The 15,160-nt window shown below is 41.9% G+C and carries 14 protein-coding genes; 11 read left to right on the top strand and 3 right to left on the bottom strand.

Features of this window, described 5'->3' with window-relative positions; all coding sequences use genetic code 11:
* Positions 1-33 precede the first annotated feature (33 nt).
* The 3 genes from eamB to trpS all read left to right on the top strand — a co-directional run bounded on the left by eamB (position 34) and on the right by trpS (position 3,052).
* Entirely contained in the window at positions 34-618 is a 585-nt protein-coding gene (gene eamB, locus QMA41_RS13480) for a cysteine/O-acetylserine transporter (RefSeq protein ID WP_281629921.1), read from the top strand.
* Between the two features lie 148 nt (positions 619-766).
* A complete protein-coding gene (gene purU / locus QMA41_RS13485; protein ID WP_029236238.1) occupies positions 767-1,627 on the top strand; it encodes a formyltetrahydrofolate deformylase in 861 nt (286 codons plus the stop codon).
* Between the two features lie 399 nt (positions 1,628-2,026).
* A complete protein-coding gene (trpS, locus tag QMA41_RS13490; protein ID WP_281629923.1) occupies positions 2,027-3,052 on the top strand; it encodes a tryptophan--tRNA ligase in 1,026 nt (341 codons plus the stop codon).
* 91 nt (positions 3,053-3,143) lie between these two features.
* Here the strand turns inward: trpS and QMA41_RS13495 are convergent, their stop codons facing one another.
* Genes QMA41_RS13495 through QMA41_RS13505 form a run of 3 tightly spaced genes read right to left on the bottom strand, consistent with a single transcriptional unit; the run spans position 3,144 to position 6,299 of the window.
* The gene (locus QMA41_RS13495; protein WP_281629924.1) at positions 3,144-3,629 is read right to left on the bottom strand and encodes a hypothetical protein; all 486 of its coding nucleotides are present in this window, start codon (positions 3,627-3,629) and stop codon (positions 3,144-3,146) included.
* Positions 3,626-4,744, bottom strand: a complete 1,119-nt coding sequence (locus tag QMA41_RS13500) for a cytochrome c peroxidase (RefSeq protein ID WP_281629925.1) — start codon at positions 4,742-4,744, stop codon at positions 3,626-3,628. Before QMA41_RS13500 ends, QMA41_RS13495 begins: the two co-directional genes overlap by 4 nt.
* Positions 4,745-4,796: 52 nt before the next feature.
* Positions 4,797-6,299 carry a lytic polysaccharide monooxygenase gene (locus QMA41_RS13505; protein WP_281629926.1) on the bottom strand — a complete coding sequence of 501 codons (1,503 nt, stop codon included), beginning with the start codon at positions 6,297-6,299 and terminating at the stop codon, positions 4,797-4,799.
* A gap of 970 nt (positions 6,300-7,269) precedes the next feature.
* Between QMA41_RS13505 and QMA41_RS13510 the strand changes: the two genes are divergently transcribed.
* The 8 genes from QMA41_RS13510 to QMA41_RS13545 all read left to right on the top strand — a co-directional run bounded on the left by QMA41_RS13510 (position 7,270) and on the right by QMA41_RS13545 (position 14,865).
* Entirely contained in the window at positions 7,270-7,623 is a 354-nt protein-coding gene (locus QMA41_RS13510; protein ID WP_281629927.1) for a hypothetical protein, read from the top strand.
* Between the two features lie 52 nt (positions 7,624-7,675).
* Complete coding sequence (locus tag QMA41_RS13515) at positions 7,676-8,419, top strand: HupE/UreJ family protein (protein ID WP_281629928.1); 744 nt, start codon at positions 7,676-7,678, stop codon at positions 8,417-8,419.
* Positions 8,420-8,437: 18 nt separating this feature from the next.
* Positions 8,438-9,061 (top strand): transmembrane anchor protein, encoded by a 624-nt coding sequence (locus tag QMA41_RS13520; protein WP_281629929.1) that lies wholly within the window; start codon positions 8,438-8,440, stop codon positions 9,059-9,061.
* A gap of 78 nt (positions 9,062-9,139) precedes the next feature.
* Complete coding sequence (locus QMA41_RS13525) at positions 9,140-9,718, top strand: type II secretion system protein (RefSeq protein WP_281629930.1); 579 nt, start codon at positions 9,140-9,142, stop codon at positions 9,716-9,718.
* Between the two features lie 232 nt (positions 9,719-9,950).
* Positions 9,951-10,571: a transporter substrate-binding domain-containing protein gene (locus QMA41_RS13530; RefSeq protein ID WP_231115555.1), complete on the top strand. Its 621-nt coding sequence runs from the start codon at positions 9,951-9,953 to the stop codon at positions 10,569-10,571.
* 338 nt (positions 10,572-10,909) lie between these two features.
* Complete coding sequence (locus QMA41_RS13535) at positions 10,910-12,517, top strand: EAL domain-containing protein (RefSeq protein WP_281629931.1); 1,608 nt, start codon at positions 10,910-10,912, stop codon at positions 12,515-12,517.
* A gap of 188 nt (positions 12,518-12,705) precedes the next feature.
* Positions 12,706-14,382 carry an LruC domain-containing protein gene (locus tag QMA41_RS13540; protein WP_281629932.1) on the top strand — a complete coding sequence of 559 codons (1,677 nt, stop codon included), beginning with the start codon at positions 12,706-12,708 and terminating at the stop codon, positions 14,380-14,382.
* A gap of 9 nt (positions 14,383-14,391) precedes the next feature.
* A complete protein-coding gene (locus tag QMA41_RS13545) occupies positions 14,392-14,865 on the top strand; it encodes a hypothetical protein (protein WP_038157863.1) in 474 nt (157 codons plus the stop codon).
* Positions 14,866-15,160 lie beyond the last annotated feature (295 nt).

The following is a 15,160-nucleotide window of genomic DNA, read 5'->3' on the forward strand; positions in this document are numbered from 1 at the left end:
GAGTATAGTGCACAAAAAACAGGAGAGATAGAGATGAGTGCCATCTACACTGCATTTTTCACCTACGTTATCATTACTTCCATCACGCCGGGGCCAAACAATATCTTGTCGCTCAGTGTTGCGACACAATACGGACTAAAGCGTTCAACAAAAGTCATTTGTGGAATGTTCTGTGGTTACATTGTGCTAATGCTTCTGTGTGGCTTGTTTACTTACCACATGGTTAACGTTTTGCCCGTAATTACACCTTGGCTGACATGGTTGGGTGCGGTTTACATCGTGTGGCTAGCTTGGGGAATTGCGATGAGTGACATCGACACTGAGTCAAAAAACTCACAAGGTATCACTTTCCTTACTGGCTTTGGTTTACAGTTCGTGAACGTAAAAATTATTCTGTATGGAGTAACATCAATATCAACATTCGTGCTGCCTTACACACAAAACATCTACTGGATCTTAGCGACGAGTTTGTTACTTGCACTTATCGCGCTTGTCAGTAACTTGGTCTGGGCTGTCGCAGGTAAGCTGCTTCAATCGCAATTTCAGAAATATGGTAAGGCTATCAATATGGTCTTAGCGATAACATTGCTCTACTGCGCCGTACAGCTATTTGCCTAGTTAGTGGATGCCGGTCAAGAATATGGAGTCGTATTCAAGCTTTAGCGCCAAATCACTTTAAAATAAGGTGATACTCATGTTGCGTAATCTATGCCGTTGCATGAAAAATGAGAAACAAAAGCTGGTTAATACGGCGTTAGGAAAAGAGATGAAAACTTATATTTTAACCGCTAGCTGCCCGAGTAGAGCAGGGACAGTCGATGTAGTTACACGATTTTTACTAGAATTTGAATGTTACATCAAAGAGTTAAACTCATTTGACGACACTCTAAACGAACGTTTCTTCATTCGCGCAGTGTTCAGTGTACAAAACGGCCAAGAGCTAAACCGAGCATCCTTTGAGGCGGCATTTTCAGCGCGCGCTTCAGAGTTTGATATGGACTGGGAATTAACACCTTCCGATTATCGACCAAAAGTCGTGATTATGGTTTCTAAGTATGATCACTGCCTAAATGATCTGCTTTACCGCTACCGCACGGGTAATCTTAAAGTCGACATCAAGGCGGTGATTTCCAATCACCCGGACCTACAATCTCTGGTTGAGTGGCATGATATTCCATACCACCATTTTCCTATTTCGGCGGAGACCAAGCCTCAACAGGAAGCATTAGTACAATCAGTGTTGGACGAAACAGACTGTGAACTGCTGGTACTTGCACGCTACATGCAGGTTCTTTCGCACGACATGTGCAGCCGCTGGTCTGGCAGAGCGATAAATATTCATCACTCGCTATTGCCTGGCTTCAAAGGGGCTAAACCTTATCATCAGGCATACAACAAGGGCGTTAAACTGGTTGGTGCAACTGCGCACTATGTAAGTGATGATCTTGATGAAGGGCCAATTATCACTCAAGGGTTAGAGACGGTTGATCATACTTATTACCCAGAAGATTTGGCACGAAAAGGGCTGGATGTTGAATCACTCACACTAGGCCGAGCTATCCAATATCACGTTGAGAAACGCGTGTTCATGTATAACGACAAAACGATTGTATTTGAGCGTTCGTAGTGCATATTTATAATCGTAGCCTTTCTGATGAATACATCAGAAGGGCGCATGCTGTTAATCGGGTACTTTTGAGCTTACTTTGGTCATAGCGCGCCTTATTTAAATCGCACATTCTTTCTCACACTAACAAAAATAAGACAACCGATGGTTAAAAGTCCGGATTTAATCACAAGAGAATTAAACCTTAAATTGCTCTTGAGAGAGAGTTGAGTCCGAATCGGATTATTGTTAGATTGTCTCAATGAAAATTAATTCAACGTCTACATTATTCTTCTTCTGGTGGCGCTCTAATTAGAGCGGCTCAGGATTCTTACATTCTTAAGCTGCTGGTAGGTAGCTAAGACTGTAATCTCTTTTATATCTCCAGTAGCGATCTGTTTTAACTAAGGGGATATTCTCATGAACACAAAAAATCACTGTACTGATAAACGCGAAGTCATTTTAACTGGCGATAGAGCGACAGGCCCTTTGCATCTGGGTCATTATGTTGGCTCTTTAAAGCAGCGCGTAGCTTTACAGGAAACTCATGACCAAACGATCCTTGTTGCTGATATGCAAGGGCTTACCGATAACGCTCATAACCCCAAAAAAGTTTCGTCCAACATTCTAAATGTCGTTGCAGATTATCTGGCTGTTGGTATTGATCCTTCTAAAACAACTATCTGTCTTCAATCTCAGTTGCCCGCTCTTGCTGAGCTGACTATGTATTACAGTAATCTTGTCTCTATCAGTCGCTTAGAACGTAATCCGACAGTGAAAAATGAAATCCAAAACAAAGGGTTCGAACGATCAATTCCAGCTGGATTTCTAACCTATCCAATCTCACAAGCTGCTGATATAACGGGATTTAATGCATCTTTAGTCCCTGTTGGTGATGACCAGTTGCCAATGCTTGAACAAACTAACGAAATAGTGAGAAAGATTAACTCTCTGGCAGGGCTAACTGTTTTGAATGAGTGTCAGCCTTTGTTAAGCAACGCACCACGTTTACCGAGTACAGATGGCAAAAATAAGATGTCTAAGACGATGGGGAATACCATTAATCTTGGTTCTACTGAAAAAGAAATCAAAACCGCAGTAAATTCAATGTACACGGATCCTAACCATTTAAGAGTTGAAGACCCAGGCAAAATTGAAGGTAATGTTGTATTTACCTATCTTGATGCTTTTCATCCAGATGAGAATTATATCAACCAATTAAAAGAGCATTATAGACGTGGTGGCCTTGGTGACGGCCAAACAAAAAAAGTACTAGAGGAATGCTTACAAGATTTACTACGACCGATAAGAGAGAGGAGAGCCGATTATTTAAACGACAAGGCGCAACTAATTGATATATTAAAGAAAGGAAGTCAAATCTCTAGAAGCAAAACGGAAAAAGTACTCTTTGATATTAAAGGTGTCTTTGGGCTAAATATTTTCTGAAGTGTCTTTAATTGCTTTGTCGTCAACTTAACGACTCACAATTACCGGCAATTTACGAGTTAATAGCGAGCCTGATGGCTCGCTATTAAGCTTAACGACTTTGTTCACGGTAAAACTTAATCGTAATACGTTGATTAGGCTTGCCAGAAACCTTAACCGGGTAGCTACCCCATTCATGGGTATTGATATGACTGATGGTCATATCCGGTTTGTCACAATGCTGGTTAGTAATGTTTTCGCCCGTAACGTCGGTGTCTTTTATTTCAATGCTGGCTTGTTTGCTATGGAATAACACTAACTTTTCGTCCCAGTTTTCTATCGACAAATTCAGGTAGGCAAGTCCTTGTTCATTTAGCGTCAGTGTTTTTGCAAACGGTTTGGAAACTCGGAGGCTTTGCTGAGCTGCCTCATCGGGGGTGTTGGCCGTTTCTACAGGTTCTGCTGAGGTTTCACATAGAGTGAGATATTCACTCGCAAAATGTTTGTTTCGAGCAGAACTCATATCCGCATAGGATTGTGCGATGGGCAGTATTACTGTGGCCAACAAGCCAATCTTGGTAATTATTTTCAGGTTCATTTTGGGTGCTCTTGGGTATGTTGAGTGGGTGAACAAGCGCCGTCAGGACTGGTATTAGTTTGCTTATCATTCGAGATGCAAAATGGAGAATTGAATGGGTAGCGTGTCCAATCATCTTCTACGGATAGAGAATGCAGAAATGCAATGAGCGCAGCCTTCTCGCTGCGAGTTAGGCTAAATCCGTTGATTAAGAAGCTTTTATTGGGATGGTGGAAGCCATCTCCCTGATTGGGTCCATAGGTTGTTTCTCTGCCGCCTCTTGCATAGTTATCAATCACAGACGCTAAAGATTGCACGCTACCATCATGCGCCCAAGGGCTTGTATTCGCGACATTAATTAACGAGGGAACCCGAAACTTGCCGTCATCTTGATGATCGTTGGTGTGACGGCGCAACCCCGGCTCTGTAGCAGGGTAATGTGGGGGTTCTCCTTGTCGGCTGATTCCGTAAAGGCCAGTATTCTGGTATTGGCTAATTGTGGCCTCAGGTTGATTGAGTAAAGCTCCGCCATGACAGCGTGAACACTGTAATCGTACGCTATTAAACAATCGAAAGCCTGCCTGTTCCTCGCTTGTCAGAGCTTGTTCTTCTCCGCCAAGATACCGATGAAATCTCGTATTCCGACTTTCAATCAGTGTGAGGTAATGTTTAAGCGCATGAACGACACGCTCTAAGGTAATGTCATTGTCTTCATAGGCTTGTTCAAACAATTCAGAGTAGGAAGCGCTTTTCTTTAATCGAGAAAGAAGCAAGTCAGGCGTCAGCCCCATTTCCAATGGATCAATTGAAAACATAGGGGTTGTGATGGCCATTTCAACTTTGGTCCGGCTAGGATTGGTAAGGGAAAACACGGTTTGCTGAGAAATGTTCAACAAAGAGGGAGTGTTTAACGTGTCGGGTTCGCCATGAATATTTATCGTTTGTGTAAACGTGTTGCTCCAGCCATGAGTTGGGGAATGGCAAAGCGCACAACTTCGATTGCCCTTAAGTGATAACTGGGTATCGAAGAACAGGTGACGGCCAAGCTCTTGAATAGCACTAATGCTCTCCGCAAGGGCTGATGTTGTCAGCAGCCCCAGCAATAATGGCAATAAAGCCTTGATAAATAAGTTCATGGAAGAGGGCTTAGAAGGAGTAAGCCACCTGCAAGCAGGTGGCTTTCATCGCTTAGTCTAACTTTCTCCACTGTTGATCAACCCAGCCTGGGTCAATCGCAACACCAGGTAAGAACTGTTCGTCATTACAGTTTGCTGCCCAGTCTCCGTAACATTCGTAGATGCCTTCTCCATCAAACTTGACGACATCACCTGCCACGTAGCTGCCGAAGCCTTCAGGGTAATGGTAGTCATATTCGATCTCGCCTTGTTCTTCAACTACAGAGAACTCGTAGGTGGCTTGCTCATGCGAGCCATCAACTTGGCTGTGGATACGAACGCTGTAGTCTCCTAACACACTGATTTCGAAAGAGGCTGGGTTTTCAGTTGTGCCCTCAATGATTTGCTCAGGTTTTTCACCGCCTACAGTTCTTAGTATCGCAGTGTAGGAGTAAACGTCCTGTTTACCATTAATTACTTCTATTTCAACGGGAATAGACAGTGTTTCTCCAGGTGTCAGCTCATATTCAGCTTCTTTGTTCGACCATTCGATGGACGTATCTTGATCGACTTTTTCAATCAAGTGCGACCAATTTTCACTGGTATAGTAGATGTTATTCTCTGATGGATCATCACTAAGGATGATTTCATCATCGTCGTTTAATACACCGACTTGAACGTATTGTGAGATTGTAGCGTTGTTGTTGATAGACTCAGCTAAGTCAATCTTCCAATGTTCGTTATTCTCGTTCTCCGCAGTGATATCTTGCAGGACTTCGAAGTCCTCATAGCCCTTATACATCAAGCGAGCTTTGACTTGATCGCCGGGAGAGACTTCGATAGTTTCAGTCGCAAAGTCTTCATTTTTCACCCACGGTGATTCATCTGGGCCTGGTTCGTGATCACCGACGATAACGTTGGCACAGCTATAAAACGCTTCTGCGCTATCCCAAACATCTTGTGGCGGCGGGCCTAATTCATCATGCGGTTTGTGGGTAGGATGGGGGCGCTGCCAAACTTGATAGATAATGTGTTTGCCCGACTTCCCTTCTGGCCACTTCACTTTATAAGTTATGTAGTCATCCGCTTCTTTACCTTCACCATCTATGACAGTAAGACGCTCTAAATCTCCCCAGGTTAGTTTGTCTGTGTCTGGGTTAAAGCCGTTGCGAGTAACAAACAGGTCCCAATACCAAGTTTTGTGCTTGGCTGTATGCTTATAGGTGACTTCAAATTCGCCGTTAGTATCCAACTCAATTGTTGTGGAGTAGCGATTAGCACTTGGAATATCAAGTACTGCATATTCACCGCCTTTAGAAGCTGAACAAAGTTCTTCATTGTTAATGACGGCTTGATGATCGCCAGCTGCGTTGCCTTGGTTAATCTCGTTCTTTTGATTCTTAACCGTGTCACTACATAGCGTGGGGTCACTCGTTGTCCCTTCATAACAGCTATAGGCATAGTCTTGGGGGGAGACCATATATCCGTGTGCTGCAACTGGGGTAACATAAACACTGCTCAGTGCTGCAGTGAGTAAACTCAGCTGCAATACTGCCTTTTTCTTATTTAATTGCATTAGATGCATCCTCATTATTCTTAATAAACTAGAACTGAGCTAATAGACTGATTTTTAGATGTTTATCCATTTTAACTTAAAAAATTTAAATGTTTATTTAAAGTAATTAAACCTTAGATTGGTAATTAACGAAATTTAAATGTACACCTCATTTAAATTAATGTGTTGGCTAATTATATGTTTTTGTAATGATTTATGGGCTGGTTTTAATTTATACATGATTGAGATATATGATAAATCTATTTTTGGTTGTTATCCTATTTTTTATTCTACTGGTTATGTAAATCGGGATGGTTTTGAAAATTGATTTGAAGATTGATTTGAAGATTGATTTTGCTTAGTGAAGGTGAGGGTAAAACTTCAACTCTTTTGTGACTCCCTTAAGGTCAATGATGACGTTATTGACAGAGGTTTTCGATTATCTGCAAAGGTGGGCTGATAGTTTAATTACGGAACGTTATATTATTATTTTGACGTTATTGACGTAAGTAACTTAATAATTGCAAGAGTGGCTATTTTATAGATTGCGATTAGTTATGTTAAAGGTGAATGATTTTCAATTTTTTTGGTTTTAATTTGGGTCTTGTGGAAAATGAAATTGTGCTACTTAAAAGAGCAATTATGGAAAAAATGTCGCTAGAGAAAATTTATTTTTTTTAGATTTTAATACCCACATGGGGGAGTGTTGCTATAAAAATTTTATATTTCTTCTTGTATTTAATTTGTAGTCCAAACAATAAACTTTGAATAAAGATCTAATTTTATTCCGTTAATACTAAGTGGATGTCTTCAAGTTGATTTTATGAGTCGCATAGAGTATGCATATGAATGCTTCTACTAAACACAATTTACAGACACAGTCCTTGAACAACAGTTGATATTTCAAACTTGTTATATTATAACAACGAGACATTTTCGAACTTTTCTACTTCATCATACTCAAGCTTATCCAAACAATTAATGACGGCCTATGCACTCAAAAGCGTTAACACAATTTATTAGCCTGCTAATGCTACTCGTTGTTGCTATAGGTATGACGGCCTCTACGATTGGTGAGTTTCGCTCTCACGGGCTTGCTTCAGTCGTTGTAACGAAACATCATCACACGCACTCTGTCCACCACCCTGTAAGTGCTACAGAAACCGAGCTTGCTTCCCAGCACGATGCAAGCAGCCATTCCCATGATAAAGCTGACATCAAAGAGGCGAACTTGATTGTTTTTTCGCATCTGAGAGAAGCCGATATTAATAGGCAAGCTCATGGCTTACCTATCCGAAGTCCTTTTAAGATAGAACGCCCCCCAAGAACTCAATTGTTTGTTTGATAGGAGCCGCAGTGCTCGCGGCTTATTACAGATTTAAACAATGGAGTTATTTATGAACTTACTTTCTTCACGCGAAGAAAGTGTTTTCCTTGCACCATCAGGAAAACACCTTCGTCGTGGAATCGCCGTTGTCATCCTTACTTTTTTGATGCTTATGAGCAGCGAAGCGTTGGCTCATGCCGTAGCGCAAGGAGACAAAGGCTACATTCAGGAAATTACAGGCACTAATATTATTGCCTTTATCTACCTAGGAGCAAAACACATGGTGACAGGCTACGACCATGTTTTGTTTCTATTTGGTGTGATTTTCTTTCTATACAAAATGAAAGACATCGCCCTTTACGTCAGTTTGTTTGCCTTTGGGCATTCGTCAACAATGCTGCTTGGGGTGTACTTTAATATCGGCATCAATAGCTACATCATTGACGCCATCATCGGTCTGTCTGTTGTCTATAAAGCGATGGATAATTTAGGGGCTTTCCAGCGTTGGTTTGGTGTTCAGCCAAACACAAAACTAGCGACACTATTGTTTGGCTTTTGCCACGGGTTTGGGTTGTCTTCAAAAATTATCGACTATGACATCTCACCAGATGGGCTGTTGCCCAACCTTTTGGCTTTCAATATTGGTGTTGAAATCGGGCAACTCATCGCGCTTGGCATCATTTTAATTGCTATGGGCTTTTGGCGTCGACAGTCGTTCTTTTATCGTCAGGCTTATTCAGCCAACGTCATCATGATGAGCTTGGGTTTTATGCTCATCGGCTATCAGCTCACGGGCTATGTTGTCGCTCAGTAACAAGAAAAGGAAAGATTCATGTATAACTCAGAAATACCATCGCGCGCTGATTTGCCATCGAATAAACAGCTCGTTCGCTCAACACTTATCGCCCTTGTGGCTGCTGTTGCTGTACTCATTACGGTGGTGCTACCAGCAGAGTATGCCATCGACCCAACAGGTGCGGGCCGTTTACTTGGGTTAACGGAAATGGGAGAGATCAAAGAGCAGCTTGCTAAGGAGGCCGCTGAAGATCAAGCCAGAAGTGAAGTCGCCTCAACACTCGAAGTGGCCAAGCCCATTGCTCAATCACAACCAGAAGTCGTGGAAGAGACACCTTCAGCACCAGAATGGAAGGATAAAATCATCATATCATTAAAACCAGGCCAAGGAGCCGAAGTAAAACTCACCATGGAAGAAGGGACAACAGCGACGTTCGCCTGGACGTCGAAAGGTGGGCCAGTGAACTTTGATACTCATGGAGATGGTAACGGAAACTCCATCAGCTATGAGAAAGGCCGAGGCGTTCCAGAAGATGAAGGAGAGCTGGTGGCTGCTTTTACCGGTAATCACGGCTGGTTTTTCCGTAATCGTAATGACAGTACTGTAATGGTGATTTTACGAACCAGTGGTGATTATGGGCAGATGAAACGTGTACTTTAACTAAGTAACAGCCTCTGTGGTGGAATATTCCACAGAGGCTGTATCATCCCGTCTATTGATTCGCATAAAGAAAAGATTATGAACGTTAAAACTATCTACCTTGTTATTGCATTGCTACTTGGTTCTGTTTTCATACCAGCTGGAGCCACCAACGACGATAGCACTGAGCAGGAGCAGGTTACTCGTGAGCTGGAAGCAATGCTCAACGCTGCTAAACAGTATCAGTTAGATACCGGGAGAGCGCTTGAAATCACGCCAGATACGAATGTCGAATACGGTTATTTGGCGATTGACAATTTAATTGAAGACCCCGGTATAGAAGGTTGGAATGGGCCGTACTTACCATACAGCAATGATTGGTTTGGGTTTGAGCAGTACGTCAGCCACCCTGAATACATTGCTGCTCAATTACTGGCTAAAGAAGATACTGAATGGAACAAAGGGAGTACGCCTGAAGGCTGTAATGAAAACTCGACATCATGCAAAATCGCTGCGTGTATCTGGAGTGTGCCTGAGGAAGTGGCGAAAGGGATCAACGAAGAGATTGACGGTATTCAGAGTGTAAAAGACGTCGACTCGACGGGTGTTATCAGATACAACGGCGGGAGTCTGGTTTGGATTGTATGCATGACAGGTGACGAATATAAGCTGCCATAGCCTCAAGTTACATAAGTTATCTGTCTATTTGCTCCTAACAATTGGCGATGAAGTGCAAACTTCAGTTTGAGCTTCATCACTGTATAATCTATCGAAATAACAAAGAGAGATTCTCTACCTATACTTAGATAAAATTATAAAGAGACGCTTAAACTCAATGATGATAAAGCCGTTAATTATTTCCGTTTTGGTTTTAATTTGTGCAAGTGCAAAGGTCCATGCTGCATATAATATGCACTTCTTCCTTCCAGATTTCCCACCTTATACGACAATAGACGAGCAGGGTAAACCAACGGGTATTGGGATAGATAAAGTTCTACCTATTTTATCGTCAATCGGTGTTGAGTACACCGTGACCGTGTCATCAAACCATGGCAGAGCTCTGTCTGAACTGAGAAAACAGCGTTCAGATGGCTTCTTTATGGCATCACAGAATGAAGAACGTGATAAGTATGCGGTGTTTTCAGAGCCAGTAATGAGCAATCGTTGGGTTTGGATTGTTCGTAGTGAAGATGTCGAAAAGTTTGCCCCGCATGATTCTGCTTTTAGGAGCCAAGCGAAAGTCACCAGTCTACTGAATACAAATACTGCTTATTGGTTAAAAAACCAGGGTTATCAAATGGTCCCTCCAGCGACCCATATCTACGGTTTGATTGAAAAGTTGGACATTAAAGTGGTAGATGCCATCTTGGTGGCTGAAGTCGTGTTCCTTCATAATTTCAGTAATTTGAGCGGTTATGGAGTTATCCTTGAAGAGGAAAAAGAGTTCGGTCTGTATATATCTAAACGCTTTCTCGAAGAACACCCAGAATTTATGGAACGCCTAAATCAAGCAATTAGACGATTACGCTGATCTCTTGATGAGTAACTACAATCTTCAACCAAAAGAGTCACATACACTGTTTAAACAAGGAGTTGGAACACTCTAGCTAACGTGAACAAAACGATCTTTCTGGTTTTCAAATCGAGCGAAGTCGCAATCCATAATGAGACTATTATCACGTAACTAAGATGTTAGAGTGTCTGGACGTCTTACTTTTGTTACATTTCGAAATTATTCTTAATATTAATTCATAAAAAAGATACATAGCCATCTTGAATGTTTTTGTGTGGCGCCGCATGACAGCGCCTCGAAGAATAATATTAATAAAGATATCAATATTAATTGGGGCAATATAGGGTGTTTGAAAAATGAGTGCGATGGCATTGTTGGATAGTATTAATGTACCTCGTAAGCATTTGTTTTCAATGTTATTGCTTTGCCTATTTAATGTAATATTGATTTTGGTTCTTATCGGTTGCGCCAATCTTCACTTAGATTCCTCTACTAAACAAGCAGCCAGAGAAATTGAAACACACTTCGATAGAATTAAAGATGACTTTAATTACTTAGCGAAAGACAACAAGCTGGCTGAGAGCTGTGACGTGCTGTTAGTTGAGATGCGACAGTCTGTGTTTGAAACACATATGGCGAAGGAGGTCGCGGTCTTTAGGAAAGGAGGGCAGTTTTTCTGTGCGACTAATAAAGGAAAAGTATCATTTAATCTTTACCCTCATATCTATCAAGAGCTTAAATCCTTACCGCTTCATCAAACAGTGGCCTATTTTAAAGCAGCGATAAACCGTCTTAACTCAATCGGCCTATTGTTCTTAGATGATCAGCAGCGTGGTGTCAGTATTTTGATTCCTCCTGGCTATCTTTTCGACTTAATTGAGCAGAAGTTTACTCCTCAAGGGATCGATTTTGACCTTTGGATAAGTGGTCAACTTGTAGACAATAAGTCTTCGATGAACTCATCGATTTCAGAGGTTTTCAGGTTTAGTGAGTATCAGGGGGAGCGTTTCCCTTTTGCTATAAAATCCCAAGCCGGTCATGTGTACTACCTGTCTTACATCTTCGATAAATATTGGGTGTTTCTGTTAGTTTCTAGCGTTGTTATCGTGTCTTATTCCTTCTCTAGCAAACGACGCATTGCTAAAAACAGTTTGGAGTTTTCGCTTGTAGATGCACTGAATCGAGGGTACTTCGAATGTTATTATCAACCTATCATTGACGCGAGTAGCCATAAGGCTATCGGATGTGAAGCATTACTGCGTTGGAATGACCCTAAGCGAGGATTTGTATCTCCCGGTATATTTATCCCTTTGGCTGAAAAGTTAAATCTGATCAATCGCTTGACCTATTATGTGTTTAATCAGGTTGTTGATTTTATTGCTAAAAATGAAAGTATTTTGATAGGGCAATACGTTAGCATCAACATAAGCCGTAAAACATTAATCGCGCCGAGGTTACTCCGTATTGTTAAGCAATTCCAAAAAGCTCAGCCCCATATCCTCAAAAAGCTTGTCTTTGAGATCACAGAGAATGGTGAATACACCGATGAAGAATTGGAAATAGCAAAAAAACATATTCAAGAGCTGTGTCGAACGGGAATTAGAATAGCGGTTGATGACTTTGGAACAGGTTACTCTGGTTTAAACTTTGTTAGTCAGCTTCCTTTTGAAATCATGAAGATAGATCGAGTGTTCGTTAAGAACCTTGATAAGCAGCTGAGTACGAAGCCTGTTCTTGAATCGATGGTCAATCTTGCAAGGAGCCGTAATATGACGGTTATTGTTGAGGGAGTAGAGACTGACATTCAGTTGCAGATTCTCTTAGACATGGGCTTCGTCTATATACAGGGATTTCTATTTGCCCGCCCGATGCCAGAAGAAGAAGTCATCGAATATCTTAAGCATATCAATAAGATAAATGCTATCAATACACAATGCAGAGAAACACCTGCTCTGGAGAGTTAACAGGTAACCATAGGGGGCAACTGCAGTGCCTAGTGTGACTTGGTACTTTAACATTCATCTTTATTCTCAAAATGAGAATAAGCTAGGTAACTTTTATAAGTTGTTGTAAATAAGATAAAAAATATCAGGTATTATTTTTGCTGCGTCTCTTTCTAGTGCGATTCGTTCTAGATAAGGGGCCAGATTTTATGAAACTCCAAAGTATCATTTTCCTTGCTACTACCTCTATCCCATTTTTCTCGGGAGCTTTAACAACCAGTGACTTAACATTTGAGTCCGGATCAGATGCTTCCAATTATTCCACGAAAGGAAAGCCAAACAACACATATTCTGTTGCTGATTCTCTCCCGAGTGATGTTCTTCAGAATGTTTATTCAATGCTTCCTGAGGGCACTGTGGTAAACAGTGATTTTATTGCGCCTGAGCGTTATTCCAGTATAGATATCGATGATCAGTTGAATGGTGCAGCTTATGCGACAGCAACCGTTACCTTTCTAAATGAAGGGGCTGGGTATCGCAATAGTCTAGGGTATTTTGTTTTCGACACTGATAACCCTCCGACTTCTAAAGATGAAATTGACGCTCATGTGATCATATTTCCAAATACCTCAAAGCCACGAGAAGGTGAGATGCAGGAAGGTGATTCGATTGATTTGAGCGTTCAACTGACCGAAGGACAAACCTTGGCTTTTTTCATCATTCCCAATGGCTGGGGGTGGAGCGGTTCCTACAATAATATTTCTAGCCTAGGTAACTGGGGTACACCATTTTATAGCTACCCGTCGTTGAACCCAGAAAGCACGTCAGAATATCGTAGGCACAACGTGGCATTTATTGATACCGCTAACGAGTTTCTAGTGCTAGGTTTTGAGGATATTCGCCGGCCTCAAGGTGATAACGATTTTAATGATCTGATTTTCACTGTAAGTATCTCCCCATTTTCGGCTGTGGACGGAGTGAATACTGATGGTTCAACGGATTCAAAATATGAAACATTGACTCAAAACAATGACCCAGACATTACCGTGACTTCGGTTTACCCAAGTTCAGACAGCTTCGCGACAATAGCTTTTGAAGATCGGTGGCCATTGATGGGAGATTACGATTTTAATGATGTAGTTTTGCAGTATAGGGTTACAGAAACCCTAAATGGGGTCAGAGAGCTAAAGGGTATCACGATAGATTATACCCTTCAGGCTATGGGAGCCGGTTATTCGAACGGATTTGCAGTTCAATTGCCAAATGTCGATCCCTCTAATGTATCTTCTGCAACCGTGACACGTAACGGTGTAGAGGTTGAGCATACTGTACTTGAATCAGACAACGGCGAAACGGTGCTGATAGTCGCGGAAAGTGTCAAAGACGATCTGCAGGGTTTAGGGGTGTTTTCAGGAGGCTGTAAGTTTTATAGGACCGAAAGTGCATGTTTGGAACAGCAAACAGCTGGTGTGCTTGGATACCAATTGAACGTTGAATTGACGACTCCAATCTCTCGGGAGCTTATTGGCTACCCTCCTTATGACTCGTTCATATTTGCAGCAGAAAATACCTACCACGGCGACTTCTTTACTTCTTTTCCAGGGATGCAGTGGCAGACCCATTTCAAACAGTTTCCAGGCACCAGTAACATGGATAGTAGCTTGTTAAACCAGCATGATGACCATTCTGGTGGAGGGCTATGCTTCTTAACTGAAAACAATATGCCTTGGGTGATTAACATTCGGGATGATTGGCAGCACCCAGTCGAATACATGGACATAAGTAAAGCGTATACGAGCTTCCCGACTTGGGTAGAAAGTAATGGAGACACAGATGGAGAATGGTACAAGTCTCCGAAAACTGATCGTGTCATTTCAGCGCAATAGGAGAGGATTATGAAGCATTCAAATCGTATTACTTTAAGTTTACTGGTTTCGCTTTCCCTTGTTGCCTGTGGTGGTGGGGGAGGTGGCGACGCAGGTTCTGCTGGAGGAGGTGCATCTGCAACGACTCCAGCTGCAGCGAGTACCCAAATAGATAACACCGCCGACATCGTTGCCTCAAGAGATTTCTCATTCGATGTGGGGCAGATCATCACGTTTACCGTGGACTATAGCGGATCCAGTGATGGGGCGGTTCATCTCTATTCAGAAGCAGCCTTTACCAGCGATAGTGGAGAGGTCATAGCAGATCCGACATCCCGCATCACAACCATTTATCCAGACAGAACCTCAACAGTTACATTGGAAGTCAATAGTAACTGGCAGCAGATATATGCTCGTTGGGTTCCGATGGTGAGTAACGAAACCGAACTGAGCTGGGTTGTATCACTTGATCAGGCGAGTAACAGCTACCAAATATCCTTTTAATACGGAGCTTGTTAAATCTAGTTTGATCAACTTAGCAAAAGCGAGACTTCTAATATGTGTGTTGATTTATCAGAAAATTGGGTGAAATCCTTATCAATGCGCAGATATTTCTCATCGAGCGAAGAAAAGGTTGTAATCGTTTTTAATGAGTCGATAACTTCTGAGCTGTGGTTGTGAAGATATTGCTTAAAGCTGTCCAGTCGTACTTTATGGATGTTCTCGATTTTAGTGACTGCTTTTAGGATCGATTCTTCTGTTATATTTGTTGTTTCTATGTGGTTCATAGATTTGTTGC

It is taken from the genome of Vibrio sp. St2, assembly GCF_947311885.1.
Taxonomy (GTDB): Bacteria; Pseudomonadota; Gammaproteobacteria; order Enterobacterales; family Vibrionaceae; genus Vibrio; species Vibrio coralliilyticus.

Coding starts and splice junctions, on each gene's coding strand:
- eamB (WP_281629921.1), top strand. CDS start 34: ATGAGTGCCATCTACACTGCATTTTTCACCTACGTTATCATTACTTCC.
- purU (WP_029236238.1), top strand. CDS start 767: ATGAAAACTTATATTTTAACCGCTAGCTGCCCGAGTAGAGCAGGGACA.
- trpS (WP_281629923.1), top strand. CDS start 2,027: ATGAACACAAAAAATCACTGTACTGATAAACGCGAAGTCATTTTAACT.
- QMA41_RS13495 (WP_281629924.1), bottom strand. CDS start 3,629: ATGAACCTGAAAATAATTACCAAGATTGGCTTGTTGGCCACAGTAATA.
- QMA41_RS13500 (WP_281629925.1), bottom strand. CDS start 4,744: ATGAACTTATTTATCAAGGCTTTATTGCCATTATTGCTGGGGCTGCTG.
- QMA41_RS13505 (WP_281629926.1), bottom strand. CDS start 6,299: ATGCAATTAAATAAGAAAAAGGCAGTATTGCAGCTGAGTTTACTCACT.
- QMA41_RS13510 (WP_281629927.1), top strand. CDS start 7,270: ATGCACTCAAAAGCGTTAACACAATTTATTAGCCTGCTAATGCTACTC.
- QMA41_RS13515 (WP_281629928.1), top strand. CDS start 7,676: ATGAACTTACTTTCTTCACGCGAAGAAAGTGTTTTCCTTGCACCATCA.
- QMA41_RS13520 (WP_281629929.1), top strand. CDS start 8,438: ATGTATAACTCAGAAATACCATCGCGCGCTGATTTGCCATCGAATAAA.
- QMA41_RS13525 (WP_281629930.1), top strand. CDS start 9,140: ATGAACGTTAAAACTATCTACCTTGTTATTGCATTGCTACTTGGTTCT.
- QMA41_RS13530 (WP_231115555.1), top strand. CDS start 9,951: ATGCACTTCTTCCTTCCAGATTTCCCACCTTATACGACAATAGACGAG.
- QMA41_RS13535 (WP_281629931.1), top strand. CDS start 10,910: ATGAGTGCGATGGCATTGTTGGATAGTATTAATGTACCTCGTAAGCAT.
- QMA41_RS13540 (WP_281629932.1), top strand. CDS start 12,706: ATGAAACTCCAAAGTATCATTTTCCTTGCTACTACCTCTATCCCATTT.
- QMA41_RS13545 (WP_038157863.1), top strand. CDS start 14,392: ATGAAGCATTCAAATCGTATTACTTTAAGTTTACTGGTTTCGCTTTCC.